We start from the raw sequence: 17436 nt of genomic DNA, 5'->3' as shown, positions 1-17436 counted from the left end.
CCTACCGCCGACGCAGGGTGAGGTGGAAGTTTTTGGGCATCAGCGTCAATCGCTCCGCGATCTGTAACTCGTAGTCCGGATCGCCTTCCAGGTCATAGCGACGCAGCACGACCGCCAACAGCAGCACCGCCTCGTGCAGCGCGAACTGGCGGCCGATGCACGAGCGCGGGCCGGTGCCGAAGGGACGGTACAGCGCCGCCGGACGCGCCTTGACCCGCTCGGGAAGGAAACGGTCTGGGTCGAAGGCGTCGGGATCGGCGCCCCAGCGCGGATCGCGGTGCAACGTCATGGTCAACGCCAGCGCCCAGTCACCTTTGCGCATCGGGTGCACCCCGGCCAGCACGGTGTCCTCGCGCGCAGCCCGGTAGAAACCCGGAACGGTCGGGTGCAGCCGCAGAGACTCGTCGAACACCCGCCTCACATAGCGCAGTTTGGCGATCTGCTCGAAGCCCGGTCGTTCCCGGTCTGCCCAGACATCGTCGATCTCCGCACGCGCCGCATCAGCCACCTCGGGATGCTGCGAGAGAAAATAGAGCGCGAACGACAAAGCACCCGAGGTGGTTTCGTGGCCCGCGACCAGGAAATTGATCAACTGATAGCGGATGTTGGCGGCCTCGAGGTCGGAGGCGAGCATCAACTCGAGCAGGTCGTCGTGGTGGCCCAGCCCGTCACGGCGCCGCTGGTCGACGATCTCGTCGACGATCGTGTGCAGCGCCTCGGCGTGCGGCGCGACCTTGCGTTCGGCGCGGCGCACCACGAATCGGGGCAGAAACGTCTGCCGCAACGCCCCCACGTGGTCACACCCCTTCAGCGCGGCCACCATGTGCTCGACGAACGGATGGGGTTGCTCGGAGGCGAAGGCGCCGAACGGGTAGCCCGCAGCGCACCACCCGATCGTCTCCAGCGTGGCCCGGGTGGTTTCGGCCGACACGTCGACGGTCGTCTGCCGGTCCCACCGTGCGGTCAGCTCGTCGGCGACGTCGCACATCACCGCGTGGTACCGGCGCATCGCCTGCTGGCTGAACGCCGGCATCAGCACGTCGTGGGCGCGCTGCCAATTGGGTTCGTCGTTGTAGGCGGTGAACAGCCCGTCCCCGCCGACAATGCGCAGCGCGTCGATCTCCGGGCCGACGTGCTTGCAGAACCGGCTCTCGTCGCACAGCTCCATCACCGCGTCCGCACCACTGGCGACTACGTAGCGCGCTCCGACAAAGCGGAACTCGAAGACGTCGCCCAGGGTGGCCAGCGCCATCGCAGACTGCGACGGCGCGTCCGCGTCGAACGCGAACAGGTCACCGAGAAACGGCACCCGTCGACCGGGGTGCGGCAGCTTGGGCGCGCGCCTCCGGTCGACGAGAGCCATCGCCTCAGCTACTCACTCTCGGCGGGGGTGTCTCCACACTGGTTCTTCAGGTCCTGCACCGGCTGGCGGATCGCGTCCATATCCGCCTTGACTTGCGGGTTCGCGTCGAGATAGGCCGTCACCGCCTGCTTCTTCTCATCCTTCGGGGTGCCCTTGAGCGAGGTGAAGAAGTCATTGACCGCGGGGTTGGCCAGCAGGTAGTCGCCCTTGGCGTTGGTGACGCCGGACATGACCTTGGCGAAGTCGCCCGCGGTGCAGTTCGGTGCCGCAGGCTGGGCAGCCGCCGGCGCGGCCAATCCGATCACCACAGCTCCGCTGCCGATTGCCGTCGCCAACACACGCTTGGTCAAGGTCTTATCGAACACGTCATTGCTCCTCTGTTCAGTCATGCCTGATCGTCAGGCCGTTCCCGTTGTCGCACCCCCATGGTACGGATTGGCGAATCGGCCACCAGAGGTTCGATTTCGAACAGGCGTCTTGGCCTGCAGGTGAAGCGGTCAAAGATGTGTGTTTGCTATGCGTCGCATCCAGCCCTGCGCAGCTCCGCATAGCGTTCAGATGGCGACCGAGCTAGCCAGGGATCACTCGTCCCTGAATCGCAGCTGCGCAGGCTGCAATCGTGAAGCACACGTCGATATTTCATCAACAGACGGAGCCAGAATGACAGACGAGCCCACCGACACGGCGACGGACCCCGGGCCTGAAGCAACGGCCACGGCTGGCGAGTCTGGAGTGTCGCGGCGCAGCTTCATCGGATGGACCGGCACGGCTGTCGTGGTGACAGTCGGTGGCACCGTCTTGGTCTCACGTCTGGCCGACCGGCCTACCGATGTCGACGCCGCTGTCGGTGCCATTCCGATCACCTTGCTCGTCAACGGCACGGAACACACGCTCGACCTCGATCCGCGAACCACGCTACTGGACGCGCTACGCGATCAGATCGGGTTGACCGGCACCAAGAAGGGATGCGACCACGGTCAATGCGGTGCCTGCACCGTGCATGTCGACGGCCGGAGGGTGCTCTCGTGCCTGACCCTGGCGCCGAGCGTGCACGGCCGCGCGGTCCTGACCATCGAAGGCCTCGCCGAGGGTGATGAGTTGCACCCCGTACAGCAGGCGTTCATCGACAATGACGCCCTGCAGTGCGGCTTCTGCACTCCGGGCCAGATCATGTCGGCTGTAGCGGTCATCGAAGGTGGACACGCACGCACCGACGAACAGATTCGCGAACACATGTCAGGCAACATTTGCCGGTGTAGCGCCTACCCCTTCATCGTCGAGGCCGTCAAGGCCGCCCGCGATCGGATGTCGTGAGATGCGGCCCTTTTCCTACACGACGGCAGAGTCGGTGACCGCAGCCACCACCCACGCCGGCTCCGCTGACGCATACCTCGCCGGCGGTACCACGCTGGTCGATCTGATGAAGCTGGAGGTGCTGACCCCAACGCGGGTCATCGACATCAACGGCCTGCCACTGACCGGCATCACGGTCGACGCGGACGGTTTACGCATCGGCGCCATGGAGCGTATGGCCGACGTCGCCGAAAACGAAGCGGTGCGAGGCGATTTCGCAATGGTCAGTCAAGCGCTGGAATTCAGCGCCTCCGCCCAACTGCGCAATATGGCAAGCATGGGCGGAAACCTCCTGCAGCGCACCCGGTGCAGCTACTTCCGCGACATATCGATGCCATGCAACAAGCGCAGCCCCGGCGCCGGTTGCTCGGCGATCGATGGCTACAACCGCACCCACGCGGTACTCGGCACCAGCGACGACTGTGTGGCCACCCACGCAAGTGATGTCGCCGTGGCACTCGTGGCCGCCGAGGCGGCGGTGGAACTGAGCAGTGCTGAAGGCGAACGCAGTGTCGCCCTCGAGCAGTTCTACCGTAGGCCCGGCTCCACACCGGAGGTGGAGAACGACTTGGACCCTGGGGAACTGATCACCGCCATCACCGCACCCCGGTTCCCTGCGGGCACCCGGACGGGCTATCTCAAAATCCGCGACCGCCAATCCTATGAGTTCGCGCTCACCTCGGTGGCTGTGGCGATCACGCTGCGCGGCGCGGTCATCACCCGGGCACGCCTGGCTGCCGGCGGAGTGGCCACCGTGCCCTGGCGATTACCTGAAGTGGAATCGCGACTGACCGGCCGGCCCGCAACTGCGGAGACCTTCGACGCAGCGGCCCAAGCTGCGGCCGGCGATGCCCGGCCGCTGCGGCACAACGGGTTCAAGCCTCATCTCCTGCGCCGGGCAATCGTCCGAGCACTTACCGAAATTGCGGAGCTCGGATGAGTCCCTCACCGCTGGGCGGCGAAATCTCTCGCGTGGACGGGCGCCCGAAAACCACGGGGGCCGCGCGCTACTCCGCCGACTACCAGGAACCGGACCTGGTCCATGCCGTCCTGGTGTCCGCCACCATCGGTTTGGGCCGAATCACCGCCATGGACACCGACGCGGCCGAGCAGGCACCGGGTGTCCTGGCGATATACACACCGTTCGCGCCGCTGCGGCTGCAGCCCGTCGCCGAGAATGCTCTCGGGGAACGCTACCGTCCACTGCAGGACCACGATGTCCGCTTCTACGGCCAAGCTATTGGCGTCGTGGTCGCCGACAGCTTCGAACACGCCCGCGACGCGGCCGCGATGATCAGGACCGACTACCGATCCCGCACCCCGAGGACGGCTCTTGCCGATGCCGGGCCGGGCATCAGCATCGAGATGCCGGAGTCGGGGAACCAGACCGTTCTCGCGCCCGGCGTGGCCTCGATCGACGCCGCACTGCGCGACAGTGAGATCACTATCGAGACCATCGTCACCCAACCGGCGCAACATGCCGCGGCGATGGAACCCCATGCATGCGTGGCGGTCTGGCGTGAGGATTTCCTGACCCTCTACACCGGCACCCAGTTTCCGGGCCGGGCCACCGCCGGCATCACCGGCGCGCTCGGGCTGGCCGCCGAACAATTGCGCATCATCTCCACCTACGTCGGCGGCGGCTTCGGGAGCCGCGTACTACCGTGGTCAGATGTCATTCTCGGTGCCGCGGCGGCCCGGGAACTGAACCGTCCGGTCAAACTGATCCTGAACCGCAACCAAGTTTTCAGCATTGTCGGGCACCGCTCCGCGGTGCGTCAGCGCGTGCGGTTGGGCGCCCGCGCCGACGGAACACTCACCGCTGTCAGCCACGAATCCGACGCCGAAGCTCCTGCCGTGGGTGGGTGGCCGATGCGCACTGCCGCCGAGACCACCGCAGCTCTGTACCGCACCCCGAACCTGCACGTCGACCAGCGCCAAGTCATCCTGGACACTCCGCCGAGCTGGGCGATGCGCGCGCCCAACGAAGCGCCCGGAGCGTTCGCCATAGAAACGGCGATGGACGAACTGGCGGTCGCGACCGGCGTGGACCCGGTGGAACTGCGGCTGCGCAACTACGCGACGACGCTGCCCGGCACCAATCGCCGGTGGACCAGCAAGAGACTCGACGAGTGCTATCGACTGGGAGCCAACCGATTCGGCTGGGAACGCCGTTCAGCCACGCCCGCTACGAACCGCGACGGACAGTGGCTGATCGGTGTGGGGATGGCTACCGCGATCTACCCAGCCGCCGGCCGGTCCGGCAACGCGGTCGAGGTGCGCTTCCGCGACGACGGCACGGTACTGGCGTCATCCGGTGTCATGGACATCGGCACAGGAGCCGCCACCGCGCTGGCGATCGTGGTCGCCGATGCGGTGGACCTGCCGATGGACCGTGTCGTCACCGAAGTCGGTGACACCATCCTGCCGCCCGGGCCAGGCGCCGTCGGCTCCCGCGCCACCGGCAGCATGGCTCCAACCGCCCGGACCGCTGCACGAGCCGCGATCGACAACCTCACCAGGGCCGCTGCGACGAACTCGGCCTCGCCGCTGGCCGGTTCGCAGACACCGGTGTCCTACGCTGCCGGTACGTTGCGAGCGGGCAACGGGCGCATCGGTTTCGCCGATCTCCTACGCAGGATGGGAACCTCGGAGATCATCGCCGTCCACAGCGACGACGACACCATGTCTCCACGGTTCGTGGCACACGGTTTCGGTGCGCACTTCTGCGAAGTACGGGTCCACTCGATGACCGGGGAGACGCGGGTGTCGCGGTTCACCACCGTCGTCGACATCGGTCGGGTGATCAACGCCAAGGCGACCCGCAGTCAGGTCGTCGGTGGCGTCATCTTCGGCATCGGCCACGCCTTGCTGGAAGCCGATCCGATCGAACCCTCCGGCCGCTTGGCGGCGGCCAACCTGGCCGACTACGTCGTTCCGGTCAACGCCGATGTGCCGTTCATCGACGCCATCTGTCTGGACGGCGACGACCCCGATTTCAGCAACGTCGGAGCTCGCGGCGTCGGGGAACTTGGAACGGTGGGATCAGCCGCCGCAATCGGCAATGCCGTCTTCAACGCCACCGGCATCCGCATACACGACCTGCCGATCCACCCAGAAACCCTGCTGCGCTGACCAGCTCCGCCAGTCATCCCACACCACTGTCACGAGGAGTTTCCCATGTCCGTTCTCGCTGATCACGGACGCGCGTGCGGGGCCGTCCACCGCATCGGCCGAACTCTCTGCGCCGCAGCTCTACTCGCCATCGTGTTCTCTGCCGCTGCCACCCTGGCCAATCCCGGCGCGGCCGCCGCGGCCGACGACTGCCCCGACGTCGAGGTGATCTTCGCCCGCGGCACTCTCGAGCCGCCCGGAATCGGTGCGACGGGGCAGGGATTCGTCGACGCCCTCCGTGCGCGCCTGCCCGACCAGAGCCTGAACGTGCACGCCGTGAACTATCCGGCATCGCTGGATTTCCCCCGCGCGGCCTCAGGGGTGGCCGATGTCCTCAGCCGTGTTCACGCCACGACCGAGCGTTGCGCCACCACCGACATCATTCTGGGCGGGTACTCACAGGGTGCGGCGGTGACCGCCTACGCCACCAGCGAGGCGATGCCCTCCGGATACGTGCCGCCGATCGCCATGCCCAGTCCCCTCAGCGGCAGGGTCGCCGACCGCGTGGCCGCGGTTGTCATGTTCGGGCGCCCATCGAGCTTCGTGACGAATCTCGCGGTCAAAGACGCGCCACCGCAGGTGATCGGACCCAGCTACCAGGGCAGGACATTGGACCTCTGCGCCGAGCGCGACCCGATATGCGCGGCCGGCGGCCTGGACCGGACAGCTCACAGCGCTTATGTGGGCAACGGTATGGCGTCACAGGGCGCCGATTTCGCCGCGGAACGGATTGGCGGACAATGACGTTGGCGCTCGACCTGGAGGGCGGGCGTGGTCGGAGCCGGACCTCCCTCCTGGTGCGCGTCCGTGCGGTGACCACTACTCAAGATTGACTTTTCGTCTGCTAGCAGACAGTATTGTCTGGTGCCTGACAAAAAGCCGACAGACCACGACACGGTCGGCGCGTGGACCAAACGGTGCTATCTCGCTGCCCGCGCGGTCATGGACGACATGCTTCGGCCCTACGACCTCGGCGCCACACAGTGGTACGTGCTCTACCAACTCGCACACGCGGGACCCACCCGGCAACGCGAACTGCAACGGATCTTGCACGTCGAACGCGCGACACTGAGTTCGGTCGTCATCGCCCTGGTTCGCAAGGAGCTCATCGAACAGATTCCCGACAGCGCTGATCAGCGTCAGAAGCTGCTGCGGCTCACCGACAGCGGGCAGGCGCTCTGGCGCGACCTGCCTGACCTGACACACATACATGCCATGGCCTTCGGCGACATCGACGCCGACGACATCGCGATCACCATACGAGTGCTGCAAGCCGCGACGGAGCGACTCGTAAGACAATTGGGAAAGGACGAGTGATGAAGATCCTGGTGACCGGAGCCACCGGACTGATCGGCGCGCGACTGCTGCCGCGCCTCGTCGACGACGGCCACGACTGCCGCGCCGTCGTGCGCCGACAGGGAACGGCACCTCAGGGGGTGACAGAGGTGATCGGTGACCTCGCCGACGGCGAATCGCTCGCGCCGGCCGTAACCGGCGTCGACGCGATCGTCCACCTTGCCGCGGTGTTTCGCACAACCGACACCGACATGATGTGGAAGACGAACCTCGACGGGACCCGCAACCTCATCTCGGCGGCACAGCGTCATGCACCGGACGCACGCTTCATCATGGCAAGCACCGCGCACGTCTACAACGCCGACGCCACCCGTCCGAGTCGTGAGGATGACCCGGTCGAGCCCGAGCACGCGTACCCCGCGAGCAAGCTCATGGCCGAAAACGCGTTGCGGGAAAGCGGTCTCACCTGGGCGATCCAGCGTTACGGTTTTGTCTACGGCGACGGCGACGGTCACGTGGAATCCCTGCCCGAGCTCGTCGCGAACGCCGGATTCCATCCCGCGCAGAGAATGAGCCTGATACATCACCGCGACATCGCCGTCGCCACCCGGCTCGCGCTCACCGGTGCGATGGACGGGCGCATCGTCAACCTCACCGACGAGGCCCCGACGTCCCTGTACGAGCTCGTCACGCTCGCCGGTAGTGCCGCCGAGCCGACGTCGAAGGCGCTGGAACAGCCCTGGCGCCTGCAGATGGATGGCGCGTTGGCGCGGCGGCTCGGCTTTCGCCCGAGCGTGCGCACCATTCACCACGCCATCGAACAGCAGGCGATGTGACGTGTCGCCAGCCCGTTGCCGCGGGCGTGCTCTCGACGGCGTTGTCTGTTCTTCAGCCGCGGGGGCGCACCTACTGGTTCACCTACGGCCCGACGCGCGCCGTCGACCGCTAGCCGCAGCGCTGCCGGAAGTCCACGGCCGGCTGGCGGATCCCTTGCAGTTCGGCCTTGGCCTGCGGGTTGGCGTCGAGGAAGGCGACCAACGCTGTGCGCCGCTCTTCCTTGGGTACGTCCTTCAACGAGGTGAAGAAGTCGTTGACCGGCTGGTGGGTGAACAGGTACGCCGACGTGGCCGCCATGATGCCGGACATGATGCCCGCCAGGTCGGCGGCCGTGCAGTTCGGCGGTGGTGGGGCCGGCTGGGCGGAAGCCGGGACAGCTGCGCTGAGCAACACCGCACCGGAGCCCACGGCAGCCACCAGCACGCGTCGCGCGAACGTATTGTGAGACAACATTTCTTGCTCCTGATTCCGCTGTCGATGGTCGGATGACCGGTTGTCAGGGGATGAACCAGCCCCAGTCGTCGTTGCAGTAGTAGTCGTAACCACACGGGAAGGGCACGTAGGCTCCCGGCTGGTTGTTGTTGTCCAGTCCGCCCAGCGAGCACATCGAGAAGTTCCCCTCGGTGGTGCACTCGGCTGAAGCCGTTGGTGTCGCGATGAACTGAGCGGGCACCGCCAGTAGCGCCGCGGCCAGTAGAAACCGAACCCGCATCATGTGCTCCTTGGTGCGTTTGGCCGCCGACGCGGCCATTGCGGAATCGCCCGTGAGCCGGCGGCCCACGGATCAAACTCTAGGAACTCAAATGACTGCCGGGCATCCCCCAGTCTGGGTGAAATCGTCGCTCACCGACGACCTCCCCCGAGGCCGCCGCCACCACCGCCGGATCCGCCACCGAAACCGGGCCCCCCTCCACCGCCGGGGTTGAAACCCCCGCCAGGGTTGAAACCGGGACCGCCGAGGTCAACGTCGAAGTCGATCCCCCAGCCGTAGCTGTCGTTGCAGTAGTACCAGTCGTATTCGCACGGGTAAGGAACCCACGGACCCGCCGACCCACTCGGTCCGCCACCACCGTCGGCGCCCCGGGACTCGCCTTGGGCGCAGATCGTCGTTCCCCCGGTGCTGGTGCAGTCGGCCTGGGCAGTCGTCGGCGAGATGGTCGGGACGGCTGCCAGTCCGGCGAAAGCCAGGACCGGTGTAGCAATCAGACAAGCCAACCGCATGTTCGCGTCCTCTCACCTGTTTCCGCACACACCATCGAGCGGCCGGGCAGGTCGAGCCTAGGTATCCGGACGCGAAATCACATCCCCCACAACGGGTGAAACGCATCGTGGCCGCGGTCCCGCGGCTCAGCTCGGCAACAACCCGAGTCGTTTCGCCTCGGCGACGGCGTCGCCGCGCGAGGACACCCCCAGCTTCCGGTAGATCGATGCGGTCTGGGATTTCGCTGTCTCCCGACCGATCAGCAACGTTTCGGCGATGCGCTGCAAGGACAGATGTGTCGACAGATGGGGCAGCAGCCGCAACTCCGCGGCTGTCAACGGGCTTTGCCCGCCGGCGGCCATCGCCTTGACCCGGTCCAGATGCTGTCCCAGCGCCACCGCATCAGGTTCCCGCAGACGGGCGCGCTCGCCGGCGTCGAGGTGGCGCCTGAGCATGTCCTTGTCGCAGAGCACCACCGCCGTCCACGCCAGCAACCCATGACCGAGCATGGCGGTGCGCGCCGCCAGATTTCCCAAACGGTTGAGCAGGCTCTCGGCGACAGCGACCGATTCCCGTGCGCCCCCGACATCCCCGGTGCGCGATGACACCGCTGCGGCGGTGGCATAGACGACGACCATCGGTACGACGTCACACAGGTCGAACTTATCGGCCAGCTTTCGGGCCAGATAGCTGCGCTCGATCGCGGCGTCCTCGGTGCCGGCACCCAGGTCGAGCAACGCCAGATGGGCCAGCGCGGCGGCCTGGAATCCCGGCAGATCCTCGGTCACCGGCAGCGCCGATTCCAGCAACGCGCGGGCGCGGTCGACCCGCCCCAGCATGGACTCCGCGGCTCCCATCATCACCGTCGCCGCACCCCACCACGGATTGACCAGGTAGTCGCCGGCCGCGCGGACCGACTCGGCATGCCGAATGACGTCGTGCACCCCGCCCACACCCACCAGTGAACTGATCAGGGCGGCAGCGACTTTCACCGACGGCGTGCCGTCAGCCAGCGGCCGGCCGTCGTCGGCGTGGTGCGCGAGCAGCAGCGAGCGCTGGATCAACTCCGCGTCGGCCGCGGTGACACCGAGCCACGCACGCGCTACCGCCGCGTCCGGATACTCGACGAAGGTGCGGTCGTCCAGGAGCGCCAGCCGCCGCGCGAGCACACCCGCGCGACCGTCGAATCCCAGGCGCACCGCCTCCCGACCCACCAGTGCCGCGCAGCGGGCTCGGTCACCGGCGTCGACGGCATGCATCAGCGCGCCGTCGAGGTCGCCTTCGCTCTCCAGTAGTTCCGCCGCCCGGGATGCCAAGTGCCGGTAGCGCTCCGGGGCGGTGTCACGCAACCTGCCGCGCAGCACGTCGGCGAACATGTGGTGATATCGGAACCAGTGGCGCTCCCGGTCCAACGGAATCAGGAACAGATTGCCGTAGTCGACGAGGCATTCCAGCCTGGCATCGGAATCGTCGCGATCCAACACCACGTCAAGTTGCTCTGCGGTGAAGCGTTCCAGCACAGCCGATTCGGTCAGGAATGAGGCGGTGTCGGCGTCAAGCCGCTCGAGGACCTCCTGGACCACGTAGTCGACGACCATGGTGTGCCGGGCGGTCAACGCCTCGAGCGGAACACCGTCCCGCAGGGCCATGGCCGCCAGCACCACACCAGCAGCCCATCCTTCGCACAAGGTGGCCACCGCGGCCGTCGTCGCATCATCACAGGCCTGGTGCACCGAGGCGAGCAACGCGGCGGTCTGCGCGTCGGTCAACCGCAACGCATCGGCCTCGATCGCGGCGACGCGACGGTACAGCCGGCGACGCGCCATGTGCAGCGGTGGCAGGGATCGCCCCAGCAACGCAAGCGTCGTCGTGTGGGGCGCCTCGTCGATCAGTGTGCGCAACGCGGTGACGGCCGCCGGGGCCCTCAGGTGGTGCAGATCGTCGAGCACCACCACCAGCGCCGGACCGTCTTCGAGCAGCTCGACCACGGCCGGCACCAGATGGGTCAGCGGCTCCCGGCCCGGTCCGCGCAGATACCGCAGACGGCCCTCGGCGCCGGCGGTGGCCGACCCGACCGCGGTCGCGAGATGCAGCAGCAGGTGGGTGGGGTCGTTGTCGAGGTGGTCGATGCGGACCCAGACGAACAGCCGCAGGTCATGGTCATCCCACTGCGCGGCCACGGTCGTCTTGCCGTATCCCGCGGGTGCGGTGATGGTGACGATGCCGCCGTCGTCGGTCGCGCACAGGCGGGAGAGGAGGTCCGGCCGGCTGATGACCCGATCGGCGGTGCGCGGCCGGCCCATCGTTGCCGCCGGAATCCGAGGACGCCAATCCCCCGCCACCATGACCGGATCATAGGCGCTCACCTGCACCGATGCTCGATATCGGGAGGAAACGATCATGACGTGCGACGGCGTTGTTCACACCGGTCAGCGCTGACCCTTCCCAGGGCCGCCGCCCGTTCCAGCGCCGAAGCCAGGCCATCCGACTCCACCGGGCGGAGTGAAGTCGTCGGCACTTCCGGCGTAGTCGAGGTCCATCGTCCAGCCGTAGGTATTGGGGCAGAAGTACCAGTCGTACTCGCAGGGATAGGGCACCCATGGTGCCTGCGCGCCGCTGGGCCCCCTACCGGTGTCGACGCCCCTCGACTCGCCTTGCGAACAGATCGTCGTCCGTCCGGTGCTCGTGCAATCGGCCCGCGCGGACGGTGGCGCGACGTTAGGGATCACGGCGAGGCCGGTGAGCGCCAGCACCGGGGCAGCGATCACGGCAGTCCAGCGCATGTTCGGCATGACCACCGGAATCCGAGGTCGCCCAGCCCCCGCCATCATGACCTGGATTATAGGCGCTCACCTGCACCGATGCTCGATATCGGGAGGAAACGATCATGACGTGCGACGGCGTTGTCGGTGCCGGCGGGCACCATGGACTCATGTCGTCGACAGCCGGTGCCCTGACCCGGTTCAGCGCGCTGACCCGGGAGTGGTTCGCGGGCACGTTCGTCGAGCCCACCGCAGCGCAGTCGCAAGCCTGGTCGGCGATCGCCGACGGGGACAACACGCTGGTCATCGCCCCCACCGGGTCGGGCAAGACGCTGGCGGCGTTCCTGTGGGCCATCGACGGGCTGGCCCGCACCCCGGCCCCGAAACCCACCACCCGGGTGCTCTACGTCTCCCCGCTCAAAGCGCTGGCCGTCGACGTCGAACGCAACTTGCGCACACCGCTGACCGGAATCTCGCGCATCGCCGAGCGCACCGGGGTCGCCCCACCGGCCATCAGCGTCGGCGTGCGCTCCGGCGACACCACCCCGGCCAAGCGCCGGGAACTGATCAGTAAGCCGCCCGACATCTTGATCACCACCCCGGAGTCGTTGTTCTTGATGCTGACCTCGGCGGCGCGCGAGACGCTGACCGGGGTGCAGACCGTCATCGTCGACGAGGTGCACGCGGTGGCCGCCACCAAACGCGGCGCGCATCTGGCGTTGTCGCTGGAACGGCTCGACGCGCTGCTGGAACGGCCGGCGCAGCGCATCGGGCTCTCGGCCACGGTGCGGCCCCCCGAGGAGGTGGCGCGGTTCCTGTCCGGGTCGGCGCCGACGACGGTGGTCGCTCCGCCCGCGGCCAAGACGTTCGACCTGACCGTGCAGGTGCCGGTGCCCGATATGGCCAATCTGGAGAACAATTCGATCTGGCCCGACGTCGAGGAACGCATCGTCGACCTGATCGAGGCGCACAGCAGCTCGATCGTCTTCGCCAACTCCCGACGGCTGGCCGAGCGGCTGACCGCACGTCTCAACGAGATTCACGCCGAACGCCTCGGCGTCGAGCTGGGTTCGCACAACCCGACCGTCGCCGGCGGTGCGCCGGCACATCTGATGGGCAGCGGCCAGAGCCGCGGGGCCGAACCGCTGCTGGCCCGGGCGCATCACGGCTCGGTGAGCAAGGAGGCCCGCGCCGAGGTCGAAGATGCGCTGAAGAGTGGTCGGCTCAAAGCCGTGGTGGCGACGTCGAGTCTAGAGCTGGGCATCGACATGGGTTCGGTGGATCTGGTCATCCAGGTCGAGACGCCACCCTCGGTGGCCAGTGGGCTGCAGCGGGTCGGACGTGCCGGACACCAGGTCGGAGAGATCAGCCAGGGAGTGCTGCTGCCCAAACACCGCACCGACCTGATCGGGTGCGCGGTGAGCGTGCAGCGGATGCTGGGCGGGCAGATCGAGACCATGAAGGTGCCGGCCAACCCGCTCGACGTGCTGGCCCAGCACACGGTCGCGGCGTGCGCGCTGGAAACCGTCGACGCCGATGCCTGGTTCGACACGGTGCGCCGCAGCGCCCCGTTCGCGACGCTGCCGCGCAGTGCATTCGAGGCGACCCTGGACCTGCTCAGCGGCAAGTACCCGTCGACCGACTTCGCCGAGCTGCGGCCGCGCATCGTCTACGACCGCGACGCCGGCACGCTCACCGCGCGGCCCGGCGCCCAACGGCTGGCGGTCACCTCTGGCGGCGCGATCCCCGACCGGGGGATGTTCACCGTCTTCCTCGCCACCGAAACCCCCTCGCGGGTCGGCGAACTCGACGAAGAGATGGTGTACGAGTCCCGCCCTGGTGATGTGATCTCGCTGGGCGCGACGAGTTGGCGCATCACCGAGATCACCCACGACCGGGTGCTGGTGCTGCCCGCCCCCGGAGAGCCGGCCCGGCTGCCGTTCTGGCGCGGCGACGGGGTGGGCCGGCCCGCCGAACTCGGCGCCGCGATCGGGGCGTTCACCGGCGAGCTGGCGCGGCTGGACCGTCCAGGGTTCGAACAACGGTGTCAGCAGGTTGGTTTCGACGCCTTCGCGATCGACAACCTGTGGCAGCTGATCTCCGAGCAACGCGACGCAACCACCGCGGTGCCCTCGGACACCACGCTGGTGGTGGAGCGCTTCCGCGACGAGCTCGGCGACTGGCGGGTGCTGCTGCATTCGCCCTACGGGTTGCGGGTGCACGGGCCGCTGGCGCTGGCCGTCGGCAAGCGGCTCTACGAGCGCTACGGCATCGACGAGAAACCCACTGCCTCCGACGACGGCATCATCGTGCGCTTGCCCGACACCGACGACGCCGCCCCGGGTGCCGACATCTTCGTCTTCGAACCCGACGAGATCGAGCCGCTGGTCACCGCCGAGGTGAGTAGCTCGGCGTTGTTCGCGTCGCGGTTCCGCGAGTGTGCGGCGCGGGCGCTGTTGCTGCCGCGCCGCAATCCCGGGAAGCGCTCCCCACTGTGGCACCAGCGCCAGCGCGCCGCCCAGTTGCTCGATGTGGCACGCAATTACCCCGACTTCCCGATCGTGCTCGAGGCGGTGCGCGAATGCCTGCAGGACGTCTATGACGTACCGACGCTGACCGAACTGATGTCACGGGTGGCCCAGCGCCGGGTGCGCATCCTGGAGGTCGAGACACCGACACCGTCACCGTTCGCGGCGTCGCTGCTGTTCGGCTATGTCGGCGCGTTCATGTATGAGGGCGACAGCCCGCTGGCCGAACGCCGCGCGGCGGCACTGGCGTTGGATCCCACGCTGTTGGCTGAACTGCTGGGCCGGGTGGAGCTGCGCGAGCTGCTCGACGCCGACGTGATGGCGGTGACCACCCGACAGCTGCAGCATCTGACACCGGAGCGGGCCGCGCGCGATGCCGAAGGCGTGGCCGACCTGCTGCGGCTGCTGGGCCCGCTGACGGTTTCGGAAATCGTGGAACGTTGCGACGCCGACGACGTCGGCGGCTGGCTGGAAGGCCTGCTGGCAGCCAAGCGGGCGCTGCCGGTGTCCTACGGCGGGCAGTCGTGGTGGGCCGCGGTCGAAGACATCGGCCGGCTACGCGACGGTGTCGGTGTGGCGGTGCCGGTCGGGGTGCCGATGGCGTTCCTGGAACCGGTGGTGGACCCGCTCGGTGAGCTGCTGGCCCGGTATGCCCGCACCCGAGGGCCTTTCACCACTGCTGATGCGGCGACCCGGTTCGGGCTCGGTGTGCGGGTGGCCGCCGACGTGCTGGGCCGGCTGGCCGCCGACGGCAAGCTGATTCGCGGCGAATTCAGCGATGCGCCGGCCGATTCCGGTGAACAGTGGTGTGACGTCGAGGTGCTCCGTATTCTGCGGCGTCGATCGCTGGCGGCGCTGCGCGCCCAGATCGAACCGGTCAGCACCGCGGCGCTGGGCCGCTTCCTGCCGGCCTGGCAGATGCTGGGCGGCGACGCGGTGTCCGGAGTCGACGGGCTGGCCGTGGTGATCGACCAGCTGGCCGGGGTGCCGGTACCTGCCTCGGCCGTGGAGCCGTTGATCTTCGGCCAACGCGTGCGCGACTATCAGCCGGGCATGCTCGACGAGCTGCTGGCCGCCGGTGAGGTGCTGTGGTCCGGGGTCGGGCCGCTGTCGACGGCTGATGGCTGGGTGGCGTTTCATCCGGCCGATACCGCGCCGCTGTCGCTGGCAGCCGTCGGCGAGCTGGATCTGACCGAGACCCACCGCGCGCTGCTCGATGCGCTCAGCGGCGGCGGGGCATACTTCTTCCGGCAGCTTTCGGTCGACGGCGTCAGCACGGAATCACTGAAAGCGGCGCTATGGCAGTTGATCTGGGCCGGACACATCGGCGGTGACACGTTCGCGCCGGTGCGTGCACTGCTGGCCGGAACCCGCCCGTCGGGCCCACGGCGCGCTGCCGCACCATCGCATCGGCACCGGCGTGCGCCGCGGCTGAGCCGTTACAGCCTCAGCTCCACCAGCCTGGGTGCGCACCGCGACACCGACCCTGCCGTGGCAGGGCGATGGTCGCTGTTGCCCGTCGCCGAGGTGGACACCACGGTGCGGGCGACCTATCAGGCTGATCAGCTGCTGGCCCGTCACGGCGTGCTCACCAAAGGCGCGGTCGCCACCGAGAACATCGCCGGCGGGTTCGCCTCGATGTACAAAGTGCTGACCACCATGGAGGACGCCGGACGTTGCCAGCGCGGCTATTTCGTCGAATCACTGGGTGGGGCGCAGTTCGCCACCGCCAGCACCGTCGACCGGCTGCGCAGCTACGCCGACAGCATCGACGACGAGCAGCACAGCCACCGCGCCATCGCGCTGGCCGCCACCGACCCGGCCAACCCGTACGGCGCCGCACTGCCGTGGCCCACCCGCGACACCGACGCCGACAAAGCCCACCGGCCTGGTCGCAAGGCAGGAGCGCTGGTGGTGCTTGTCGACGGTGAGCTGGCCTGGTTCGTCGAGCGCGGCGGCAAGTCGCTACTGAGTTTCACCGCCGACCCGCACACCCACCATGCCGCAGCGGCCGCCGTCGCCGAACTTGTGACACGGCAACGGGTTCCGGCGCTGCTGGTGGAACGTATCGATGGGGTACCGGTGCTCGAACAGCGTGGCTCGCTGGTGGCCGAAGCGCTGGTCCACGCTGGGTTCTCCCGTACGCCACGCGGGCTGCGGCTGCGCTGATGCCCGAGGGCGACACTGTCTTCCGTGCCGCGGCGACGCTGCGCGAAGCGCTGGAAGGAAGGACGCTGACCCGCTGCGACATTCGGGTGCCGCGCTACGCGGCGGTGGACCTGAGCGGTCAGGTGGTCGACGAGGTGCTCAGCCGCGGCAAGCATCTGTTCATCCGGGTGGGCGCGGCGAGCATCCACTCCCACCTGAAGATGGACGGCGCATGGGTGATCGGTCGGGTCCGGGCGCCGGCCTACAAGATTCGCATCGTGCTGGAAACCGCCGACACCCGAGCGTCGGGGGTCGATCTCGGGGTACTGGAGGTGCTCGACCGGGCCATCGACATGGCCGCTGTCGCCCACCTGGGGCCCGATCTGCTCGGACCGGACTGGTCGGCGCAGGTGGCCGCCGCGAACCTGATGGCTGAGCCGTCGCGGCCGCTGGCCGAGACACTGCTCGATCAGAAGGTGATGGCGGGTGTCGGCAACGTCTACGCCAACGAGCTGTGTTTTGTGTTCGGGCTGCGACCATCGACCCCGGTCGGCGAGGTGGGTGATCCGATTCGGCTGGTCAGCCGCGCCCAGCAGATGTTGTGGCTCAACAGGTTACGGATCAATCGCACCACCACCGGAAACACCCGAGCCGGACAGGACGTGTGGGTCTACGGTCGCGACGGCAAACCGTGCCGACGCTGCGGCACCACCATCTCCGGCGACCGCACCGGCGACCGCAACACATTCTGGTGCCCGACTTGTCAGCGGTGAC

The 17436-nt window shown here is 67.9% G+C and carries 15 protein-coding genes; 8 read left to right on the top strand and 7 right to left on the bottom strand.

The genetic code is table 11. From position 1 onward, the window contains the following. Position 1: 1 nt before the first annotated feature. Positions 2–1363, bottom strand: a complete 1362-nt coding sequence (locus KXD98_RS06200; RefSeq protein WP_260762483.1) for a cytochrome P450 — start codon at positions 1361–1363, stop codon at positions 2–4. Between the two features lie 8 nt (positions 1364–1371). Next, positions 1372–1728, bottom strand: a complete 357-nt coding sequence (locus KXD98_RS06195; protein WP_260762481.1) for a heme-binding protein — start codon at positions 1726–1728, stop codon at positions 1372–1374. A gap of 295 nt (positions 1729–2023) precedes the next feature. Here KXD98_RS06195 and KXD98_RS06190 point away from each other — a divergent pair, with 295 nt between their 5' ends. The 6 genes from KXD98_RS06190 (at position 2024) to KXD98_RS06165 (ending at position 8022) form a co-directional block, all read left to right on the top strand. After that, a complete protein-coding gene (locus KXD98_RS06190; protein ID WP_396882552.1) occupies positions 2024–2677 on the top strand; it encodes a (2Fe-2S)-binding protein in 654 nt (217 codons plus the stop codon). 1 nt (position 2678) lies between these two features. Beyond that, a complete protein-coding gene (locus tag KXD98_RS06185; RefSeq protein WP_396882550.1) occupies positions 2679–3656 on the top strand; it encodes a xanthine dehydrogenase family protein subunit M in 978 nt (325 codons plus the stop codon). Then, the gene (locus KXD98_RS06180) at positions 3653–5851 is read left to right on the top strand and encodes a xanthine dehydrogenase family protein molybdopterin-binding subunit (RefSeq protein ID WP_260762476.1); all 2199 of its coding nucleotides are present in this window, start codon (positions 3653–3655) and stop codon (positions 5849–5851) included. Before KXD98_RS06185 ends, KXD98_RS06180 begins: the two co-directional genes overlap by 4 nt. 45 nt (positions 5852–5896) lie before the next feature. Then, on the top strand, positions 5897–6634 hold the full coding sequence (locus KXD98_RS06175; RefSeq protein WP_260762474.1) for a cutinase family protein: 738 nt from the start codon (positions 5897–5899) through the stop codon (positions 6632–6634). Between the two features lie 120 nt (positions 6635–6754). Then, on the top strand, positions 6755–7207 hold the full coding sequence (locus KXD98_RS06170; protein ID WP_260762472.1) for a MarR family winged helix-turn-helix transcriptional regulator: 453 nt from the start codon (positions 6755–6757) through the stop codon (positions 7205–7207). Next, complete coding sequence (locus KXD98_RS06165) at positions 7207–8022, top strand: NAD(P)-dependent oxidoreductase (RefSeq protein WP_260762470.1); 816 nt, start codon at positions 7207–7209, stop codon at positions 8020–8022. Before KXD98_RS06170 ends, KXD98_RS06165 begins: the two co-directional genes overlap by 1 nt. A gap of 109 nt (positions 8023–8131) precedes the next feature. On the opposite strand, the gene KXD98_RS06160 is transcribed toward KXD98_RS06165, so the two are convergent. The 5 genes from KXD98_RS06160 to KXD98_RS06140 form a co-directional block, all read right to left on the bottom strand. Further along, positions 8132–8476 carry a heme-binding protein gene (locus KXD98_RS06160; protein WP_260762468.1) on the bottom strand — a complete coding sequence of 115 codons (345 nt, stop codon included), beginning with the start codon at positions 8474–8476 and terminating at the stop codon, positions 8132–8134. 43 nt (positions 8477–8519) lie between these two features. After that, positions 8520–8804 carry a hypothetical protein gene (locus KXD98_RS06155; RefSeq protein WP_260762465.1) on the bottom strand — a complete coding sequence of 95 codons (285 nt, stop codon included), beginning with the start codon at positions 8802–8804 and terminating at the stop codon, positions 8520–8522. A 62-nt stretch (positions 8805–8866) separates the two neighbouring features. Continuing rightward, positions 8867–9244: a hypothetical protein gene (locus KXD98_RS06150; protein ID WP_260762463.1), complete on the bottom strand. Its 378-nt coding sequence runs from the start codon at positions 9242–9244 to the stop codon at positions 8867–8869. Between the two features lie 126 nt (positions 9245–9370). Next, on the bottom strand, positions 9371–11590 hold the full coding sequence (locus KXD98_RS06145) for an AAA family ATPase (protein ID WP_260762462.1): 2220 nt from the start codon (positions 11588–11590) through the stop codon (positions 9371–9373). A gap of 63 nt (positions 11591–11653) precedes the next feature. Next, positions 11654–12055: a hypothetical protein gene (locus KXD98_RS06140; RefSeq protein WP_260762461.1), complete on the bottom strand. Its 402-nt coding sequence runs from the start codon at positions 12053–12055 to the stop codon at positions 11654–11656. Between the two features lie 101 nt (positions 12056–12156). Here KXD98_RS06140 and KXD98_RS06135 point away from each other — a divergent pair, with 101 nt between their 5' ends. Then, positions 12157–16683, top strand: a complete 4527-nt coding sequence (locus KXD98_RS06135; RefSeq protein ID WP_260762458.1) for an ATP-dependent helicase — start codon at positions 12157–12159, stop codon at positions 16681–16683. Further along, entirely contained in the window at positions 16683–17435 is a 753-nt protein-coding gene (gene nei2 / locus KXD98_RS06130) for an endonuclease VIII Nei2 (RefSeq protein ID WP_260762456.1), read from the top strand. Before KXD98_RS06135 ends, nei2 begins: the two co-directional genes overlap by 1 nt. The last annotated feature ends 1 nt before the right edge of the window (position 17436 follow it).

It is taken from the genome of Mycobacterium sp. SMC-4, assembly GCF_025263265.1.
In the GTDB taxonomy this organism is placed as follows: Bacteria; Actinomycetota; Actinomycetes; order Mycobacteriales; family Mycobacteriaceae; genus Mycobacterium.
Note: the sequence above shows the minus strand (reverse complement) of the source record. Positions and strands in the feature narration are given on the sequence as shown.